This window comes from Salibaculum griseiflavum, from assembly GCF_003129565.1.
Taxonomy (GTDB): domain Bacteria; phylum Pseudomonadota; class Alphaproteobacteria; order Rhodobacterales; family Rhodobacteraceae; genus Salibaculum; species Salibaculum griseiflavum.
Genome location: NZ_QETF01000024.1, coordinates 16876 through 40687 on the forward strand (window position 1 = coordinate 16876; position 23812 = coordinate 40687).

The 23812-nt window shown below is 57.6% G+C and carries 1 protein-coding gene (cut by both window edges); it reads left to right on the forward strand.

The whole window is internal to an Ig-like domain-containing protein gene (locus DFK10_RS15355) on the forward strand: the coding sequence, 43020 nt in all, runs 15896 nt past the left edge and 3312 nt past the right edge, and what appears here is coding positions 15897–39708, spanning codon 5299 (partial) through codon 13236 (complete); the first codon wholly inside the window starts at nt 2. Both the start codon and the stop codon lie outside the window.

Here is a 23812-nt window from a genome sequence, read left to right on the forward strand (position 1 = left end):
GCTTTATAGTAGTCAGGATGTTGTCGCAGTCGAAATCTATGACGATCTGGATCCCAATAACCCGATTGGTGAAGCGGTTATCCTCTCACGCTCTACCACCTACTGGTCGTTTAATTACGAAGGCCAGCCCTACGCCGATGGCACCCGCGCCTTCCGCGCGGTGATGGTGGATGCGGCCGGTAATCGGTCTGGGCCCACGGATCCGCTTTGGGTGGCGTTTGATAGTACATCGGCCGACCCGAGTACCGACGTCGAGGCTTCGACGGACTGGACAACCGAAACCCCCGCAGATCGCCCGCTGGGCATTGTCCTGCAACCGGGGTCCGATAACGGGTTATCTGATGGCGACCGTGTTAGCTCAGAGACCCATCCGAGTTATCGGGTTTACCTACCTGAGCGCGCTGAGGTTGGCGATGCCATTAACGTCTACAAGAACGACAACACGAGTTCGCTGCTCGGTCAGGCGTTCCTCAGCCAAGTGGATATCTCTGAGGGCTATGTCGATCTCGGCCCGGAAGATGACGGTATCTTGCGGCTTAATGGCAATAGTTATATCGATCTGCAGATTAATGAGCCTGAAACAAACATTAGCCGAGAAATCACATTCCGCACCACAACGGCTGGTGGTCTGTTTGAGGTCAGGGATGGTGGGCACGACCGTCATCTTTACATCACTGCCGATGGGAATATTCACTCGCGCGTCTATAAAGGCGGGACGATAGAGTCTTCAGGGCTTAACCTTCTGGACGGCGCGGTACATACCGTCACGTTTACTTTGGGCAATGGCGGCCATCATCTCTATGTTGATGGAGCACTGGTTGCATCTGACCCAACCACAACCTACTCAGACTTTGATTGGGGTGTCTCTCAGCGCCTTGGGTATTCGAGTGATGCGAGTAATTCGTTTACGGGTGAAATTTACTCTTATCAGTCATGGGAGGGCACCGAGCTTAGCGCCACTGAAGTGGCCTCGACGACCCGACCGGATGCCACGTTTGACTTTGCCTTTCCTAACGGTAGTTCGATTGTTAATACCGGGACAGCAACGTTAGAAGCTTCGGATGTGAGCTTTTCCGGCAGTCATCCTTACTTCCTCAACGAGACCACTCACACAACGATTAACGCCCGGCTGTTGAAGCCCGACGGCACCCTCAGCCCGCAGACTTATTTGCAGCACTTGGTGGTGGATACCACCGCGCCAAATGCGCCGGGAGTTCCGAGCCTGCGCAGCGCCGATGACACCGGCTCAAACAATACCGATGTTATTACCGCGCACAATGATGGCTTCACGCTTGAGGGCACGGTGGATAACTGGACGCAGGCTCAGCGCGTTGATGTCTACATCAATGGTTCGCTGGCAGGCAGTACGCCGGTGATTGATGGCACCAATAACTGGCGCTGGACCCACGACAGCACCGCGTTAACCGAAGGCCAGCATGTCATCGTGGTGCGGGCAGTGGATGCCGCCGGGAATACGAGTGATCCGTCTGGACCGATGGTCCTAGAGATTGATCCGCAGGCCCTCGACCCGGTCACCGGCCGGGAGAACACGCTCACGCTGGCTAACGCGGAGAATTACTCCGGCAACGCCGATGACGGCACCATCAATACCTGGGGTAATCGAGTCAGCCTCAAGGGCTATATGCCTGCCCATTCGACGGTTTGGGTCTATCGTGAGGTGACGGGCGAGGCTGACGTGCTCATCGGCAGCACCACCGCCAACGCCCAGGGCGCGTTCACACTCAGTGATGTCGGCCTCATTAAGGGCGCGAATAACCTGCGCGCCTATGCGATCGCCGCCGATGGCACTGAAGTGGGCGATACCACACTGACGTTAACCTCGGATCGCAACCCGCCACCGGATATGCCCGCACCGCCGGTGCTGGTTGCTGATGACGGCACGATGCAGCCGGATGGCATCACGGACGATACAACGCCGACGTTCCGGATTGATCTGGCCGATGATGCCGGAATTGGCGATGTGGTGATCCTGCGCAGCGACGGCACTGAACTGGCTCGCGCCACGCTGGCAGGCGCTGATATCACCGCGGGCTATGTGGATTTAACCGTACGTGACGATGCGGCGCTGGACGTGGGGGTATACGACAACCTCCGTGCCTCGGTCGTCAATCAGTCAGGCTATGAAGGCCGGACTGGTGCGAGCCGTTGGGTTGAGGTTGTCCCGTCGGTCGAAAACGACGCCCGAGTGTTCCAGTACGCGGAGTTGGTCGCTGCCGACGAGGATGGCAACGTAACCCGATACGCCGACGAAATCGACCGTGTGCTCACCGATATCGCCAAGCCAATGGTGCGGATACATTTGGGCAGCCATGCCGAGGTGGGCGACAGCGTCCGCTTGCGTGCAGGGTCAAACTGGGCCAGTGCCGAGACGTCTCTCACAACGACTGATGTGGGTAACGGATATGTGGACTTGCAGACAACGCGCAATTTCACCGGTGCGCTGCGCGTTTACTGGTACACCACGGAGTACGGAAACGGTAACCATCGTCTTGAGCAATTTGTTTATGTCGATGCGAGTAATCCTAACAAGGCCCGTAATAGCTACGTTGAACTAGATGCCGGTGATGGCCAAGAAACTGCTGCTAACAGGACGATCGTTGGGAGTGGCAGTGATTTCACCCTATACGCTCAGGGGTACAGCGACGCCGCTTACTTGAAGTTCTACCTCTACGACTACCAGACCGAGACGGAGTCATTGCTGGGCGTCGGCCATGGCCGGAATAACCGCTACTTCAGTATGCACTATGACGGGCCGTCACTTGCTGATGGCGGCTATCGCATTCGGGCAACAGCGGTTGATAGAGCCGGGAATGAAAGCGGCCACAATGGCTACACCAATCAATATCTAACGGTTAAGACTGACACGCCAGTTAAGCCCGGCATGAATGTTTGGTCCAACCACCGGGTAACGGAGCCCGAGGATACCAACGGCATAATATTTACCGATCAATCCGGCACATCGCCACCGCGTTTGTATGTTTTCCAAGGCACGCCGGGTAGCGTTATCTCGGTATTTGATGACGTCAACGATAATGGTGTTCAGGATGCCGGCGAACAGTCGTTCCAGACGTATCAGGGCACAACGAATAAAACCGGGTCGATAACGCTTAGAAGCGATGGAGTGAATTACGTTGATTTGCGTTTTATCTCCGATGGCCTTTACAACCTCCGGGCTGTTACCACCTCGCCGGGAGATGGCGCAGCCAGTATCTCCGATGCAGTAAAGGTGCGAGTGGACTCGACCGCACCATCGGGCGGGCAGACGTTCTGGCTTGCGCCCAACAGTGATCATCCTGATAACAACACCGGCATCGGTCAGCATGACCTGACGACAAACAACACGCAGCCGACCTTCCGGGTGACGTTGCCTCCTGATGCTGAGGCCGGTAATCGCGTGATTATCAATCGGGATACGACAACGCCGACGTCGCGTATTCAGGTGAACTATGCGTTAACGCAGGCGGATGTGGATCGCGGCTATGCCGATGCCACGGCGCTTGCTGACGTGGTGAGTGGCCGGTTCCGCTATTACCTGCAGGATCAGGCCGAGAACATTCAATATCAGGCCTATTTTGATCTGACGATTGATAGCGCGCCAACCAACACCCCGAACTGGCGTATCAGCCCCACCTTGTCCGGTCGCGATCGCTCAGATGACGGCGGGCCGGATAGCCTCACAAACCGAAATACCGGGCTGATATTTGAGGCGAGAGACAATCGGTATAACCCACCTACCGGCACGTATCGTCTCGAACTCATGATCAGAAAAGAGGGTGAGAGCGACTTCGAGAGTCTCGGGTTTACCCACCGGCCTGATCGGTTCTATCACTTTGAGTACAACGGCGATCCGCTGCCGGATGGCACTCATGAGATCGCGATTCGCACCCATGATGCCGCCGGCAATATCAGTGCACTGTCACCCATCAATGACCTGGTGATCGACACCACCGCACCCGCTAGCAGCGAGATCACCGTCGGCCTTGATGCGAGCAAGGACACCGGCGCGGCGGATGATGATGCGGTGACCAGCGCGCGTCAGCCAACGTTCAGTGGGACGGCACCGGCAGGCAGTGAGATCACGCTTTACCGCGATGACAACGGCACCGGGGCGGCCGAGCCAGGTGAGCGCCACCAATTGAATGGGCTCAACTGGGATCCGCTGGTCGTGGGGAGTGATGGTAGTTTCTCGATGACCACGCGCTACAACCAGCCGCTTGGTGAGAACAACTACATTGTCGTTGTGCGTGACCCCGCGGGTAATGCCACCACGCAGGCGTTGACCGTCCAAATCGAGAATACGGCGCCGATGCCGGCGGCCGTCAAGATGGTGAACAGCACCGACTCCGGGTATTTCGACAATGACCGGATAAGCCGTGAGGCGACCCCGGAATTTGAGGTGGAGCTTTCATCCGGCCTGCAGCCAGGCGCGGAGATCGATTTCCAAATCCGGAACTCATCATCGACCAACTCCACCGAGCAATACCGTGCCACACGAACCCTCACACAGGCGGATATCGACAACGGCACGCTGAGCTTTGCTGTGCCTGATGGCACCACGTTGCCGGATCAGCAGCTTTACGTGGCAGCGCGCACCATCGATTTGGCCGGTAATGAAAGCGCCTGGAAGGGAATGAACCTGGGCGCCGTCTCTGGTTCCTATAACCTGCAGGTCGAGACTCGTGAACCGGTCAAGCCGAGCACGCCGGTGTTGATGAGTGCCGATGGCACAACCGATCCTGATACGCAGGCGGCCACCACCGAACGCAATCGCCTGTTCACCCTAACCGGCAGCATCCCAAGTCGTGGCGCGGACGATTCGCTGCTGGATACGGTGTATGTCGATATCTATGACGCGCTCCCGGATGGTAGCGAGGTCAAACTCGGCCGCGCCGGGGTCACCAATGGCGAGTGGGCGTTTACCTATACCGGCAATGCCTTAAGGCAGGGCTCGCACAGCATCATCGTGCGCGGTACCGATCTGGCCGGGAACATCTCGCCGGACTCCACCGCGCGCGAGCTCGTGATCGATAACGACGAGCAGACCACCGAGCCGCAGGATCGCATTCCGCCGACGTTGGTTGGCGGCGCCACGTTTGATGGTAACCAGCTCACGTTGAATATGTCCGAGGCCATTGATGAACCGCTGCCGGTATCGGCGTTCCACGTGGCCGTGGATGGTGCGATCGTTGACGTGACGTCAGTCACTGTGAACTCAGAGGACCCAACACAGCTTCTCGTTGTCCTCAAAGAACCAGTTGCTCGTGGCCAGGCGCTGACACTCACCTATCAGAGCCCCACGGTGTCGGATGGCGCCACGCTGCTCAGGGATACCGCCGGCAACCACGCCGAGAGCTTCTACATTGACGCAAGCAAGGTCGATAACCTCAACCCCCCGGCGGTCCCGGATAAGCCAGCCCTACTGGCCGCGGATGACAGCGGCCGGATTAACGACGATGGCGTGACCAACGTCAACGGTTTCCGTCTGGATATGACCATCCCGCAGGGCGTTAGCGCCGGCGATCGGCTGGTGCTCGCCGAGGTTGGCGCGGCAGAGGGCGAGGTGCTTGCGGATATCGAGCTGACCTTGTTGCAAGTGGCCTCGGGGCGGGCCGTCATTAATATTGATGAGCTCGACCCTGCTGTACTGACCGAAGCGACGGGGAAAACGCTGGAGATTCAGGCGCGCATTGAAGTGCCGGGCAGCACCGTCACTGGGACACAGGCCAATACGGTGTCGGCCTGGTCCGAGGAAGCTCTGACAGTGGTGCTCGATACCGTTGAACCAAATAAACCAACGATGGCCACAGTTGATCAGCTTGGCGTTTTTGAGACCGAAAAGGGTAATGAGTTCTTCACTCGCAACAACCAGCCATTGCTTGCGGGTCAAGCGGAGGCGGGCAGTCGGGTTCGGGTCGAGGCCAATGAGGTGTTGTTGGGCACGACAACAGCGGGTAGTGACGGCACCTGGTCACTGAGTACGGCGGGCGCCAACCTGGCCGATGGGAGTTACGAGGTCCTGATCACAGCAACTGATCTGGCCGGCAACGTTAGTGATACCAGTGATTCGCTGATTCTGACTATTGATACGGTTGAGCCGCAGGTGCCAACGATTATCGCTGTGGTCAGCGATACCGGCGCCTCGGCGCTCGATGGGGTGACGCAGACCAAGATCATCACCCTGGAGGGCAGCTCTGAGCCATTTGGCATTATCAAACTGTTTGATATGGATAGCCCCGGCACGGTGCTCGCCGAGGTTGAGGCGAATAACCGTGGTGAGTGGACGTTTGAGTATCAGGAAAGCGGCGGAAGCATAAAAACCTTTGGTGATGGCGTTTATCGATTTGCGGCGCGCACCGCCGATCTGGCGCGTAACGAAAGCGCGCTGTCGCGGGAATTTGTGGTTGACATCGATAACGTCGCGCCCGCCAAGCCAGCGATTAGTGGCATTACCCCGGATACCGGTTTATCGGGCAGCGATGCCATAACGCGTACCAATTTGATGCTGTTGCGTGGTAGCGCCGAAGCGGGTGCCGCCATCAATGTCTATCGAGCAGCTAGCCCAGGGCCGGACACTCTGCTCGGAACGGCGGATGTGAACGAATCGGGCAATTGGGAGTTTGACCTCGCCGGGCAAAATCTCGCCGAAGGTGATCACACCCTCTATACCAAGGCGGTGGACCTAGCGGGCAACGAGAGCGTGGCCTCCGATAACTTCACACTCGAGGTCGATACGACGGCGCCAACGCCGGTATCCGCGCTGACCATCAACGGCACCGTTGATGCGGCTTACACCAATCAATCCAGCCTGGATGTGTCCGGCGATGCTGAAGCCGGTGCCCGGGTGTCAATCAGTGTTGATGGCGAGCCGGCTGGTTTGGTTGTGGCGGGTAATGATGGCAGCTGGGCGCTGAATTCCGCGGCGTCCCTGAATGATGGCCAACATTCGGTCACCGTGCAGATTGAAGATGTGGCGGGCAACGTCAGCATGTTGCGCCAGCACCTCTTTGAGGTGGATACCGTGGCGCCGTTGGCACCGGCCATTCAGGGGCTGTCGAGCGAGACCGATTCGGGACGTCGTGATGATGACGCCGTCACCAACAACGACAAACCGACACTGCAGGGTTCTGCTGAGCCAGAGAGTACGGTTGAAGTATTTGATGGTTCGACCAGTCTGGGTACAGCCATCGCCGATGAGGGTGGCAGCTGGACCCTTGACCTCACCGCGGCGCTGAGTGAGGGCAGCCACGGACTAACGGCCAAAGCCACCGATGCCGCTGGCAACACCAGTGCCGCCTCAAGCAGTTTCTCAGTGGAGGTCGATCAAACCGATCCAACCGCGGCGCTCAATACCGTGGCTGCCAGTGACGTTATTAATGCCGCGGCGAAAACTGAGGGCGTGACGCTGACAGGCACGCGGGCAGCCGATGACCGTGTCGTGTTGACACTGGGCACCGGTTCGTCTGCCGTTCAGGTAATCCCTGAGACCGGTGGCACCGACTGGTCTTACACGCTCACCGATAGTGACTACGCCGCGCTGGGTGAGGGCACGGCGCAGTCTATCGCTGTGACGTCTACCGATATTGCCGGCAACGACGATACCGAGCAGCGTGATATCACCGTGGTGACCACGCCGCTGGCCGCGCCGGATGTGCCGGTGCGTCCTAGCAGCGACACCAGTGAAGATACCCCCACTTTTGATGTTGGGTTGCCTGATAGTACTGCCACCAATCGCCTGCCAGCCGCCGGTGATACGCTCGAATTAGTCGATGGCAACGGCAATGTTCTGGCGTCGGCAACGCTGGCTGCTGAGGATTTGGAGGGGAGTGTCACGCTCACTGCGAGCGCAGCACTGGCCGACGGCGATTATCAAGTGTTTGCCAAGTTGACCGATGCCTATGGCAACGAGCGGCAATCGGACACGGCGTTTGCGCTGACGGTTAACACCGCAGCGCCCGATGCGCCCTTAGCACCGAGGCTGCAGGCTGCCGACGACTCCGGGCGCAGCAACACCGATCGCATCACCAACGAGGCGGCGGCCAGTTTCACGGTCAATGTGGCAGCTTCAAAGCTTGATGGCGGCAGTGAAAACCCAACAACCAGCGACACCGTTGAGCTGGTTCGGATTGATGGGAGCAGCGAGACGGTGCTGGGCACCGCAAGCTGGGCTGACGGCGATGTGACCATCGCCGCGACTGACAATGCGCTATCAGCGGGAACCAACACATTGGTTGCTCGTGTCGTGCGCGGTGGCGTTACAGACTCACCCGATTCTCCTGAGCTAGTCGTCACCCTAGACACGGCAGCACCCGGGGCGGTTACGCCGACACTCAATACCGACTCGGGTAGTAACAACGCCACTGCCGAGCAGCGCCCGTTGATTGATGTGGCGTTGCCTGGTGGCGCCGCCGTCGGTGACCGTCTGACGCTGAGTGATGACAGCAACAATGTCGTCGCCAGTGTTGATCTGACTCAAGCGATGGTCACTGCATTAAGCGCGTCGCTGCGGCCGGACGCAGATCTGGCCGAGGGCAGCTACACCCTGAGCGCGACCCTTGAAGACATTGCCGGCAATGTCAGTGCAGCGGGCAGTGATCTTAGCCTCACAGTGGATCTCACCGCGCCTTATGCGCCGCGCATCAGTGGGTTTAGCCCAGACAGCGGCCGTCTGGATAGTGATGGGATTACCAAAGACAACGGCTTTACGGTAACTGGGACGGCCGAAGCGAACGTTGATATTGAGCTATTTAACGGTGATGCGCTGGTCGGTAGCACCGCGGCCGACGGTAACGGTGACTGGTCGTTCGATACCAGTACATTGGGTTCCGCGCTTGCTGACGGTGATTACAGCCTCAAGGCCTACGCAGTCGATGCCGTGGGTAACCGCAGCGACTCCAGCCCATCGCTCGGCGTTACAGTGGATACCGCAGCACCGGCGCTTGGCATTGCCAAGGTCGGTAATAACGACAACATCAATGCCTCGCTCAAAGAACAGGGCGTGACCTTATCGGGTAGCAGCGAGCCGGGCGCGGATCTGCGTGTTCAGCTCTATGACGCCAAGACCGGTGGCAGCGAAGTCCTCGATACAACCTTGAGTGTGAGCAGCAACGGCCATTGGTCGTTGTCGCTGAATGAATCCGTGCTCGAGGCATTGGGCGATGACGGGACCAAGCGCATTGAGGTGACTGCAACTGACATCGCTGGCAACGCGGTCACAGAAACGCGTGAGATAACCTTGGCAACGGACGCCCCGGCCGCTCCTTCGTTGGCGCTTGATCAGGCGGATGATTCTGGCCGCGCGAACGATGATGCAATTACCAATGTCGCTCAACCAACCTTTAGCGGCACGGCCGTAAGTGCAGCGAGCGTGCAAGTGGTTTTGGATGGCGTGGTTATCGCCACCGCCGATGTCCTGAACGACAACACCTATAGCTTTACCACGGCGAGCCCGCTCGCGAACGGTGATTACACCCTGTCGGCCTTTGCCGTGGATGGTGCCGGTAACCGCAGCCCGATGAGCGATGAGGTGACCTTCAGCGTCGATCTGCAGCGGCCATCGCCGACGCAGCTACTAGGTGACGCTCTGGTCAATACCGGTACACCGACGCTGACCGGCATGACTGAGCCCAACGCTGATGTCGTCATCACCAATGCCGATGACACGATCAATGACACCATTCGGGCGGATGCCGATGGGCAGTTCACCTGGACGCCGTCGCCAGCACTAGGGGAGGGCGATCATCGCCTCGAAGCGGTTGTTGTGGACATTGCCGGTAACCGCTCGGACCCCTCAGACGAATTTAGTTTGACGGTTGATACCAGTGCACCGAGTAAGGCCGTCATCGATGGCGTTAGCGCGACGGCTGCGGATTCGCCGGGCACAATTGTCAATCGCCTGGAGCAACAAGTGCTGCGCGGCAGTGGTGAGCCCGACGCTACGCTCGCGGTCTATCAGGATGGCGTTCAGCTCGGCGAGACGCTAGTCAACCAGTTTGGTCAGTGGAGCTTTGACATGCGCTATGCGCGCAATGACAACGGCTCCATCGATATCGAGACCGAAACACCGCTTGCTTCCGGCAGCTATAACTTTACAACGCGCCAGACCGATGAAGCGGGGAATATCTCAGCGGAATCCAACGCCTTTACGGTAACGGTGGATACCTCGCCACTGGCGGTTTTGACATCGTATGACGGCTCGGGCTCAGCCCCATCGACGGATGATTATGCCGCCGCGGGTCTTAACGATGTGAGCGCAGGCACAGTCGATAATCTGAATAGTTTCCTTGGGTTATTGCCGACCGACGACAAAGACTCAGCCGATGAAATTCAGGCCATGGTGGATGCCTATAACAAGCTGTTAGCGACCGCGGCTGGTGAGGCCCCGTCGCCAGCGTTGTCACAAAGTGACTTCGACGCGCTCGGGATCAGTGGTGTCGATAACACCAACATTACCGCGGTCGTGGAGGTTATCGAGCTTAGTTCAGATGACGGTTCAGATGTCGCCTCACCCAGCGCATTGGGCGCGATGGTTGACTCGGCTGAATCGTTGGCCGCCGGATTCTATCTTCGGGATTACGCCGAAGGCGATGGCATTCGTGTAGCGGACGATGGCACTGTAGAGGCGATGGCGGCTCCCACGTTGGATCAGTACCTGCAAATGGGCGTCGCTGGCTTGGATTCCGGGACCGATGCTGAGAACACGCAGTTGTTGGGGGCAGTGAATAGTGCTCTGCTAACCGCGCCTGTTAATGGCGCCATCGCCAGCGAAAAAGAAACACTTCAGGCGGTTATTGATGAGTACGCCGCCATTCTGACGCACTCAACGACCGATGCCACAGGTGGGCCGAGTGCCGATGACTACGCGGTGATCGGGGTGGCGCTTGATGACGCGGTCAAGACCAGCGATGGCTTTGATCTGTTTGACGAAGCCATTGGCAGCGCCGGTAAAGATGCCATCGATACCGTGCCGAAAATCGAGGCGCTGGCCAGTACCGCGGCCCGGGTCATGGAGACGGTTAATGGCGGCACGGCCGATCCAGCGCTCACGGCAGCGGAGCTGACGGATCTCGGCCTCACGGGCGTGACCGATGACAACGTCAACGCGGTGGTGGATGCCATTGCGGCGAAGACATTGACCAGCGATGTGGCCAGCCTAAGCAATCTGCAAACGGTCGCTGATGATGGCGATCAGGCCCACACGGATGCATTGGCGGTTATTGAGCGTTATGCCGAAGAAGATGGCAGTGATCCGAGTGACGGCAATGCGTTCGTGACGCCTTCAGCCGCTGATTATCGGGCGGCTGGCGTGGATCTCTCCGCACAGACCGTGCCGCTTGACCCGAGTGATTTCGCAACCGCACTGAATACCGTGCTGGCAGCCGGCAGCGTGGCGGGGGCCGATGTTGATACCACCGCTGAGCTCACCCCGGTGGTCGAGACTTATGCCACGATTTTGACAGCGGCGGATGCGGGGACAGCACTCAGTCTTGATGAAACCGACTATGCGCTGCTCGGACTGACAGACGTTGCTGCCGATGCCAATGCGGCGACGCTGCTCAGCAACGCGCTGCCCGGCAAAGCCGTGGCCAATGTCGATACCTGGCCGGAACTGAAGGCGCTTGCCAGCACCGCCGCGAGCGTTACGGCGACGGCCGATGGTACGCCGGCCAATCCGCCGCTCACCGCGGCAGAGCTCACCGCGCTCGGTATTAGCAATGTCACCGATGACAACCTCGACGCGGTGGTCGCCGCGATTGCCGGTGAGACAGATGGCGCGGCGGTCGACGATCTGACCAAGCTGGATACGATTACTGCGGCTGTCTCGGGGGCATTTACTACGGCGCTCGGCACGGTCGCGAATTACGCTGGCGATGGCACTGACGCCATTGGTCTGGATAGTGACAATGGCGATGCTCAGTACCCCGCGCCTGGAGCGAGTGACTATCAGGCCCTTGGCATCGACGTTGCCAGCCCCGCTGATGATGACCTGATCGCTTCCGTCAACACGGTGCTCGCCTCAGGCCCAGTCATAGGCGCCGACGATGTGGCTGAGCCGGATGTCAGTACGGCGGCAGAGGTGAAAGCCATTTTCACCGCCTATGAGGCGATCCGCACGGCTGACGCGACTGACGGCACCATTGCAGCACTGAATCTTGACCAAACGGCCTACGAGGCGCTCGGCCTCGGTGCGGTCATGGATTTCAGTGCGGATGCCGCTGAGAAGGTTTCGCTGCTCAATACCGTGCTGGATGCCAAATCGGCCACGGTTGCTGACGTGGATGAGTGGGGCAAGCTCAAAGTGCTGGCGGAAACCGTTAACGGCGTGATCGATACCGCCGCGGGGAAGGATGCTGACCCGGCTCTAACGGACAGTGCCCTCGGTAACCTTGGCCTGACCGGTATTGACTCTGACAACCTCGATGCCGTGCTCGCAGACATCGCGGCGGCCGGTGTGTCGGGGGTTAGCACAGAAACCGATCTTGATAACGTCGCGAACGCGGCGGTGTCCGGGTTTAATACAGCGCTCGGCAATATCCAGGCCTACGCGGGCGATAGCACCAACGCCACTGGGGTCGGCAGCACGGCGCCAGCACAGGGTGATTACGAGGCGCTGGGAATTGACTTTACGAATGTGACCGACGTCAGTGGCTTGGTGACATCCGTTAATACCGTACTGGCCTCTTCGCCCGTCGAGGGTGCTGATGTGGCAACGGCCGCGGAAGTGAAGATCATCGTCGAAGCCTACGACGCGATCCGCATGGCTGATGCCACTGATTCGAATATTACAGCGCTTAACCTCAATCAATCCGCTTACCAAGCGCTTGGCCTTGGCACAGCGGTGGACTTCACGGCGGGCGGTGCCGATAAGGTCGCACTGCTGAATTCCGTGCTTGATGCCAAGTCGGCAACGGTTGCTGACGTTGACGCGTGGGACGATCTCAACGGTTTGGCACAGACCATTGATGGCGTTATCGAGACGGCAGCGGGGCGCACCCCTGATCCCGCCCTAACCGCTGATAACCTCAACGATTTGGGTGTCACGGGAGTGACCGCGGACAACCTCGATGCCGTCGTGGCGGCGTTGGCGGCTGAAGACACTCAGGATCTGAATTCATTGGATGAGCTGGCCGTCGTCACCGATGCAGCCGTTCAGGCGCACAGCGATGCGGTTACACGCATCGGTAGCTACGCCGATGCGCCGGTGGGTAGCGCGCCAAGCGTCAGCGACTATAGCGACGCCGGTGTGACGCTTACGCCACCCGCTGGCTCATCGCTGACCGATGCGGAGTTCGCTGACGGCTTTGCCACGCTCTTGGCAGGTAGCGAGATCAGCAGCGCTGACGTCGATAGCGCCGATGACATTCAGACTCTGGCCGACGATTATGCCGCGATTCTCGAGGCGGCTGAGAATGACGCCGCCGCCTCGCTAACGAAGGATGAGTACGCGGCGCTGGGGCTGACAGGACTAAGCGATGATGAAGCGTCGCTGCTCAATGAGGCGATGGCCAACCAGAGCGCCGATCCCGCGCCGACACTTGCGGACCTTGAAGCACTGGCCGATACCGTCTCACGAGTCATGGACACGGCTGGTAACGGCTCGGCGGATCCAGCGCTCACCGCGGCTGAGCTGACGGCGCTCGGTCTGAGTAGTGTCACTGACGATAATCTGAATGCTGTCGTTGAGGCGATTGCTGATGAAACATCGACCAGTGATCTTGCCACGTTAACCGATTTGCAGGATGCCGTTAATGCCGGTGACACGGCTTACACCTCTGCGCTCGCTAAAATAGAGACCTACGCCGAGAACGATGGCGACGCAACCGCGCCAACAGCCACGGACTATTCGACTGCGGGCGTCGATTTGACCGGTTCGCCTTTGACAGAAACACAGATGGCTGCTGCCGTCACTGGGGTGCTGGCTGATGCCGATGTCGCAGGCGCTGAAGTCAATGAAACGGCAGAAGTGCAGGCCGTGGTCGATACCTACAGCGACATACTCAACGCGGCAAATGACCCGAACGGCACGCTCGCGTTAGATGACACTGACTATGCAAAGTTAGGCATCGATGGCTTAAGTGCAGATTCGGCAAGCCTGCTCAGCGATGTGCTGCCTGGTAAATCAGTGAGCGATCTCGACTCAGCCGCTGAGCTCGATGCGCTAGCCAGCACCGTGAGTCGCGTTGAAGATACCGCGAATGGAACTGCGGCTGATCCAGCGTTGACGGCCGATGAATTATCAGCGCTTGGCATAACCGGTGTTACCAGCAACAACCTCAATGCGGTGCTCGATTCGATTGACGGCACCAGCCCAATGGCGAGCTTGGCGGACCTGCAAGGTGCTGTTGATACCGGCATCGGTAACTACATTGCCGCGTTCGGTGACATCGTAGATTACGCGGATGGAGAAGCTGGCTCGGTTGCACCCACTGCAGACAATCTTGATCTGGTTGGCGTGGCTGATCCTGATGGCGCGGACACCTTATCTGACCCACTGCTAAGTGCGGTGCAAAATGCGATTGCCGGTCTTGACGGCGCCGACGTCAATAACACCGAGAAGCTGCAGGCCATCGTTGATAGCTACGATATCATCCTCGATTGGGCGGAAACGGATGGTGTTAGCACTGAACCTGCTCAGGCGAATTATCTGGCCGTAGGAGTCGACTTGGGGGCCGTCGAAGGTAACCCCAATGGGCTTTCTCTGCTCAACGATATTCTGGCGCAAACTGCGAATAAGGCCGTCGATGTCGACACCGTTGCAGAGCTTCAGGCCTTGACTGATGTTGTCGATAAGCTCATGCGGCAGGCTGCTGGAGAAACGCTTAGTTCGCCACTTACTGCTTCAGATTTTACAGCCATCGGTATTGCTGACGTCGGTGACGGTACCGGTAATACCGCGGATATAGACGATGTGCTGGATGCTTTGGCCGCCTCACAAGACAGCGGTCTTGAAATCAACACCCTGGATAAGCTGCAGGCGTTTACCTCAATCCCCAGCTTGACGATCGCCACGGTTTCTGGCGATGACGTCATCAATAGTCTCGAAGCGAATCAGCCCATCGTGCTGTCGGGTTCGGTGACCAATGTGGCCGACGGCACGGAAGTGACAATCAATCTGACCGGCCCTGGCAGCACAAACACGACGAAAACCGCGCTGGTCCAAAATGGCCAGTGGAGCTCGAGTCTGGATGCCTCCAAGCTGAATGACGGCAATTACACGCTCAAAACCAGCGTTGAGAAGTTTAATAATGTCTCCTACGACACAAACAAAACCATCGAAGTCGATAAAACCGCACCGACGGTTACGATCAATACCATCTCTGGTTCTGGCAACACCTTCGATGCTAGCGAGCGATTCACTGAAATCCGCAATGATGCCGGCGCACTAACCAGTGGTGAAACAGCAACGGTAGACACATTAACAACCTCTAACCCGCGTCCGATCATCAATGGTTTTGCAGGAGTCAATGAGACAACAGCGCTGCAGAGCGGCGATGGGCTGAAAGTCGAAATACTCGACAGCAGCAACGAATCTGTCCACGCGGCGACGCTAGATGATATCGACAATCCTGTTTCCGGCTTTAGTTATAACGACCAGGATAAGTCATGGACCCTTGATCTCGCGCTGAATGGTGCGCTTGATCTTGGCCAGGGTGACTACACCGTTAAAGTGACCACAACGGTGGAAACGACTACTGGCGAAGCCGGCAATGAAACCTCAACGTCGACAGATACAGAGAAATCATTCTCGAATGTGATTTCCATTGAGTCGTTCGAAACCGTAGCAAACTCGCCCGAACTTAAAGGGACGACTGATTCAGATACCGATCGGGTAGAAGTCGTTTTCAATGGCAAGCGATACAACATTGATCTGAGCGATGACGACAGCGGTGACTGGGCCCTGACGTTGTCCAATACTGAAGCGGCTGCTCTGCAGCATGGTGAGACCTATATCGCTGAGGTGGTTGCGTTCGATGAGGCCGGTAACCGCTCTTCTTCAGACACACAGACGTTAGTTGTCGATATTGCACCGCCAGGCACGCCAACAGTCGACGCGAAGTTAACCAACGATCCAAAACCAACGTTAACGGGCAGCGCAGCAAAGATTGACGGTACCGACGCCGTGGCTTTGGATCTATCAACTGATCAGTTGGAAGTGGCGGTTGGTGGCAAGACCTACAGCCTTGGTAATGGCGACACCGGCGATACCGAATTGTCTTACAACAGTGACAAAACCTGGGAACTGGATCTCTCGGGCATTTCTAACGACTTAGTCGATGGCACCTACGATGTCTCCGTTTCAGTGACGGCTGGTAACGTCATGATGACTGACGTCTCCAGTAACGAGTTGACGATTGATAACACGCCGCCAGCGCTTGGCACCGTCACGATGACGCCTGATCTTTCTGGTACCGCGGCGACCAACCAGCAAACAACGACCTTTAACGGCTCAGGAGCAGAATCTGGTGCGGTGATTAAGATTGAGCTCGATGGAACGGATATCACCGACGAGTTCGACGAAATCGTTGTGGCTAACGATAACTCCTGGAAAATCACCGACATGCCATTTGCGGATGGCGCGCATTCAATCGCTTTCACTGCAGTTGATGCGGCGGGTAACGTCAGTGCGGCGGAAACCTTCGACTTTACTGTTGATACCACGGCTCCTGCGGCCCCTGCGTTGAGCGCCGATATTATTGTCGATAAGCGTGATGGTAGTACCCCAACGCTGACTTACACCTCTGGCAGCACACCAACCACAGGAGACAACACCCCGACCATCAGCGGTTCGGCCGAAGCGGATTCCACGGTCACGATTTTTTCCGGAACGACGGCGATTGCGACTGCCAACGCTGATAGCAGTGGCAACTGGACCTACACCTTTACTGACCCGCTGGCTGAGAGCGAACACACCTTCAAGATCACTGCCACTGATGAAGCCGGCAACGTTAGTGACTTCAGCAATGAGATCAAACTAGAGGTCAATCGCAAGGCCGAGGCGTTGGATATTCTCAATACCTACGCCAATGCCAACTTCGAGGGTGAGACGGCCTCGATTGCTCCGAATGAAGAGGATTACGCCATCCTCGGAGTTACCGGTGTCACCGCCGATAACATTGCTGCCGTTAATGATTCCATCGAAGCAGATTTCACAGCCGAGTTGACCAATATCTCGGCAACGGAAGAGACAAATGGATATCTCACGTTTACCGCCAATATTGGCACTGGAAGTATCGAGTTCACGAATCTAATCAAGGCGGATACTGCTTATGCGGGTATAACCGGTGTTAGTGATCTAGCTTCGCTTAACACCCTGACAGACGACGAGTTACTCGGCTTTTTGATGGCGAACGATTCGCTTGCCACAACCAGCCAGATTCAGGATGGCCGTCAAGAAATCACTACAGCGACAAATAACGTTTACGATCTCTCTGGGGTTTCTGAAAAATCTGGTTACCTCAATCTCGACTCGAGTGAGCTGCCAGCATCGGGTAACACCCTCACCATCAAACTGGCCGAGTTTGATGACGCTGCCGGCAATAAGAGCGACGTTGATAACGCCTCAAACGGCAGCAAGTCGGATCAGCTCGTCGTGCTGCCCGATCTCTCTGCATTAGAGGGCACGCTCGTCATTGAAAATATGACGCTTTCCTCTGGTCCGTCCCTGATTAACGACGTACTCGATTTGAGCGCGACTAAAACGCTGGATCGCGCCGCGTTGCAGGCTTTTGTCGATACAGAGCTCGCCCGCGAGTCGGTGGAGGCCATTCGTCAGTACGCCGGCGATACAGTCGATGACGCTGACGGTGCTCCGCCGGCCGTTGCGGTCTATGAAAAGGCCGATATAACGCTTGATCCGCCACTGGGTATCACATCAACTGAGCTGGTTGATGCCGTTAATACGGCACTCGCCTCAGGCCCAATCACCGAGAACAGTCTTGCCGATGCCACTGGCATTCAGGCCGTTGTAAATGCCTACAAGACAATTCTGGATAAGAGTCGTGATAGCACCGCGGCACCTGGCCTTGATGCAGATGCCTATCAGGCACTTGGCCTGAGTGATGCATTAGGCCTTCTCAATAATTCGACTCGCGATTCCGAAGATAACGATCGTGCTGCGCTGTTTGATGACGCACTCAAAGCGCGCGCGCTCACTGATGTCGATCAGTGGGTTGAGCTCGAGGCGCTCGCCAACGTTGTTGGTCGGGTTATGGACACCGTCGATGATAACGTCACTAACCCGATCCCGGCACTCAACATTGAGGATATGAAAGCCCTGGGCCGGACGGGGGTAACGTCTGACAATATCAATGCTGTGGTTGATGAGATCGCCGCGCAAACCGGCACAGCGGCTGTTACGTCGCTGACTGACTTACAGAACGTCGTCGATGCAGGTGATCAGGCGCATCTCGACGCATTAGCCATCATTGATCGTTATGCCGAGTCCGATGGTAGTGACCCAAATGACGAAAATGCCTTCGTTACGCCGGCAGCCAGCCATTATCGGGCGGCAGGGGTAGATCTGGCTGAGCAAACCGAACCGCTCGGTACGAGTGATTTTGCAACGGCACTCAATACGGTGCTTGCAGCTACTAGCGTAGCGGGCGCTGAAGTCAATGAAACGGCAGAAATGCAGGCCGTGGTCGACACCTACAGCGGCATACTCAACGCGGCAAATGATCCGAACGGCACGCTCGCGTTAGATGAGACCGACTATGCCTTGCTGGGCCTGACATTGGATGCCAATGCCGCGGCGCTCCTCAGTGACCTGCTGCCCGATAAAACGAAGTTAGAGATCGATACATGGAGCGAGCTCGATGCGCTCGCCAAGCAGGCCCAGCGGGTCGTGGATACGGCGGCCAACAATAACCCTTCGACTGCACTCAATCGCAGTCATTTAGAGAACCTGATTGGCACAGCAACCGGCCTGGATGCCGATAACGAGGCCGCGGTATTGGCAGCCATTGAGGCCAGTGATGCCGCTACCGTGAACAGTCAGACTGGGCTCGAGAGTGTTGTCACAAGCGCTGTGGCGGCATACAACAATGGGCTCTCGGTGGTGCAAGCCTATGCCGATGCCGATGGCAATAGCACTGTGCCACGCGCAAGCGATTACGAGCGTCTTGGTCTAAATGCACTCGCGGGTGACCCACAGCTTATTAGCTCGCTCAATTCAGCCCTTGCCTCGACGCAGCTGGCCGGCAGTGATGTTGATGCCGCCTCTAAGGTAACCGATGTCAGTAATGTTTATTCGCAGATCCGCACGGCGGCGGGTGGCAATGGAACGCTTGATATATCGCCGGCCGAATACCAAAAGCTCGGCATTACTGGCTTAGATAACGATAGCGCTGATCTGCTCGATGATGTGCTCGAGAGTAAACCACTGGCCGAGGTGGATGAATGGAGTGAGATTGCTGCGCTTGCCGATACAGCCGCGCGGGTCATCGGGACTGCAAATGGCACGCCTGCTAATCCTGCGCTGACAGCCATCGAGCTCAATGCCCTGGGTCTCACCGATGATCCGGTTACCGTCGATGAACCGGTCACCAACGATAATCTGGCCGCGGTCACCGCCGCTCTGGCAAACGCCAATGTTGCGAGCGTCGATTCATTGAGTGAATTAGATACGTTGATCACCAACACGGTGAGCGACTTTAATGCCGCCCGCGCGGCGGTTACGAATTACGCTGGCGACAGCACCGACGCCATTGGCCTAAATAGTGCCAACGGTAATGCACAGTACCCTGCGCCCACTGGTACGCAGTACCAAGATCTGGGCGTTGATCTGGCGAGCTATGCCAACAGCAGCGATCTAGTCGACTCGGTGAATACGGTGCTCGCCTCAGGCCCAGTTATAGGCGCCGACGATGTGGCTGAGCCGGATGTCAGTACGGCGGCGGAGGTAAAAGCGCTCTTTGCCGCCTACGACAAGATCCGCACGGCTGATGCCACGGATACAAATATTCCAGCGCTTAACCTCAATCAATCCGATTACGAAGCGCTCGGGCTTGGTGGCGTGGTGGACTTCACCGCCAATGCGACCGAAAAGCTTGCGCTGCTGAATGGTGTCCTGGATGAGCGCTCGGGCGTCAATACGACGAACGTCGCTTCGTGGAGTGATCTCGAGGGAATGGCTGGCACGGTTGATGAGCTGATTGCGAGTGCGGCGTCGGGTGCGAGCAGCACGACGCTTAGTGTTTCTGATTTGGATACGCTTGGCTTCAGTAACGTCGATACAGACAATCTAGATGCGGTGCTACAAGCGATTGCTGATAGTAATCCTGCCGATCTGCAGGCGTTCTCTGATGGCGATAGCGACGATACGAATGACTTAACGTCTGTGGTCAATACTGCAATCAGCGACTTCAATGCCGCCCGCGCGGCGGTTACGAATTACGCTGGCGACAGCACCGACGCCATTGGCCTAGATAGTGCCAACGGTGATGCACAGTACCCTGCGCCCACTGATGCGCAGTACGAGGATCTGGGTGTTGATCTGGCGAGCTATGCCAACAGCAGCGATCTAGTCGACTCGGTGAACACCGTACTTGCATCCAGCCCGGTCGTAGGTGCCGACGATGTGGCTGAGCCGGATGTCAGTACGGCGGCGGAAGTCAAAGCGCTCTTTGCCGCCTACGATAAGATCCGCACGGCTGATGCTACGGATACAAATATTACAGCGCTTAACCTCAATCAATCAGATTACGAAGCGCTCGGCCTTGGTGGCGTGGTGGATTTCACCACTGATGCCACCGAGAGGCTCTCGCTGCTCAACAGCGTGCTGGATGCGAAGTCCGCCGATGTGGGTGAGGTCGATGAATGGGCTGACCTTGAAGCGGTGGCTGAGGTTGTCGGTCGGGTGATGGATGCTGCCGACGGTGGCACCGCGAGCCCGGCGTTAAGCGTCGCCGATCTGGAGAAACTGGGTCTGACGGGCGTCACTGACGACAACCTGAATGCGGTGACTGCAGAAATCACCGGATTAGCGACCACCGCCGTTGACACGTTCACCGAACTGCAACAGGCAGTTACTGACGGCAACACTGATTACACCAACGCCCTTCAAGTCATCGAGGACTATGCCGAGAGTGATGGTGATGGCACTGCCTCTGCTCCCACAGCTAGTGATTTTGACCTCGCTGGCGTCGCAGTCGTCAGCCCAGCTGGAGTAAGCGATGGTGAACTCATCGATGCGGTCAACACCGCGCTGGCCGCAGCGCCAATGGCTGGCGAAAACGCTGACACCACCGCCGAAGTGCAGGCGATTGTCGATGATTACGCGAGCGTCCTCGGTGCTGCGTCTGCTGACCCCGGCAGCCTCAATCTCAGTGATTCCGATTACGCCACCTTGGGCATAACCGGGGTGGATGCCGATGGCGCGGTGCTTCTCAATAGTGTCCTGCCTGGCAAAATGGTGGGTGAGGTTGATACAACAGCCGCGCTGCAAGCACTGGCAGACCAGGCGCAGGCGGTGGTGGCGCTGGCGGCAGATGCAGACTCCGCTCCTGACGTCTCCAAAGCCGATCTTGAGGCCCTGGGCGTTACCGGCATCACCAGCGACAACCTCGCCGCCATACTCAGCGCCATCGCTGAGAGCGATAGCAGCAGCGTGAACACGCAGTCTAGTTTGCAGAGTGTGGTGGATGCCGCGGTCGCGGATTTCGATGCGGCGCTGGCGAAGATCGAAGCCTACGCTGGTGATGCGACCAAGCCTGCCCCTGACGCCGATGATTACCAAGCCATCGGCATGGACCTGAAGGGCTTTGATGCCGAGCAAATGGCCACAGCCGTGACCTCGGTGCTTGCCACCGATGGCGTTGTCGGTACCGATGCCGATACTGCCGCGGATGTCCAGGCTATTGCCGATGCCTACGCCAAAGTCTTCACCGCCGCGGACGATACCTTTAACTTCAATGCGGGCGATGTGGATAATGCGCTGCTCGCCACGCTGGGCTTTGCCAATCTCTCTGACGAGCGCCCCGACTTCCTGCAGTCGTCACTCGACCTGCTCGATAACGCGGATGTGGCGACCTATGACGATCTAGCCGGTGTGATCGCACTCATCGACGATGTCTTTGCCGTCGCTGAACAGGGTGCTGATGCTGATCATGACCTTGACCCGGCGGCCTTCGCGACACTCGGCATCCGCAATGTGACCGACGACAACGTCGATGAGCTGATCGAGAAAATCGGCACAACCTTTGATGACTCTGCGACCGACACCAAGCCCGCCCCGACAATGGCTGGTGTGCAGAGTGTGCTCAACGGCATCGCCGCGCTGAACGAAGGCCGTCAGGCGCTGGTCGATGCAGCCTTGGGGCAGGATGGCTCGGAGACGGCCACACCGGTTCGTGACGGCAACTTCCTCAACGCCGGCATTTCGGGCATTTCAGCCTATGACGCCGGGGTCTTAAATGCGGTCTTCGCCAAACAGGCAAGCGAGAGTAAAGACAGCTTCAAAGACGTCGAGGCGCTGACCGATGCGTATCTCGACGCTCGCGGCAAACTCGAGGCGTTGGCCAACACGACCGCTGGCAGCGTACCGCTAACCGAGGCGGATTTTGTCGACCTGGCGATGGGTCAGCTCAATGATTCAGTTGCCGTTGACTTAGCAAATGACCTTCTCGATACCATGGACTATCAGGCGGCAGTCAAGACTCACGCCGATCAGCAAACAATCGCTGACTTAGTCGTTGGTTTGCGCGAACTAGCGGGTGATGGTGACCCTGACTTGGTCACACTCGACGCCCTCGAACATGTCGGCATCACAGGCCTTGATGCCTCGCTGATGCCTGCCTTCCTGTATTTGGTTGAGCAGACACCGGATGACGCCTCTGCCGTTGATAGCCGCGCGGATATTGAGGCGCTCGTTAACCAAGCGCAACAGCTGCAGAGTGATCGATTGGCGCAGATTCGGGATTACGCCGATAGCCCAACGGATAACCCCGCCCCGACAACGAGCACTTATGATTTGGCGGGGCTCTCAGGGGTGAGTGCGGATAACTTATCCGGGCTCGATTCAGTGTTGGCGGCGGCTACCATCGGGGCTGATGAAACCGACACGATTGCTGAGCTGCAAGCGATTATTGATGCCTATAACCACGTTAACAGCGATACAACGTCACCCGCGGCCGACTTTGCTGCCATTGGCGTCGATCTCACTGGCATTACTGACAGTGTGGTGATTGATCCGGACACCGGGTTTGGGCAATACGACGCGGGCATTGATTTGTTCAATGATTTAGTCGCTCAAGATGCCGTCGATCGGCCGGTTAGCCATGGTTATCTTCAGGCTGCCGCGGATTTTGTGGCCGAACTCTCCGAGCTCGCCAATGGTGATCCGGTCGACAATTATACGGCAGCCCTTAATGACCCGGCAGCGTTTTTAGCCAATGCCAGCGAGGCGGGCTTAATTGCATTAGATGAGTTGGCTGTCGAGCCATTCCTGCAGCGGGCCTACGCCGAGGCAGACAGACTCACCGACTACGCCGCCTTACTTGACTTAGCGCAACAGGCCAACGCGCAAGCGGCAGCGCTACGAGCAATCATTGAGTTCACCGAGGATAGTCAGGGTGAGGCAAGCGGTGAGGCGCCAGGTATCGACATTTTCGAAGCGGCCGGTATCGATAAGTTAGTTGCTGGTGGCGGTGTGATCATCGACGAGCAGGGTAACGCGATTGAGGCCGATGGCACCGATAACATCCTGCTCCATGAGGCGGTGACGAGCGCGCTAACCACCGCTGTCGTTGCTGGCGAAGATGTCGATTCGGTCAGTGAGCTACAAGCCCTCGTTGAT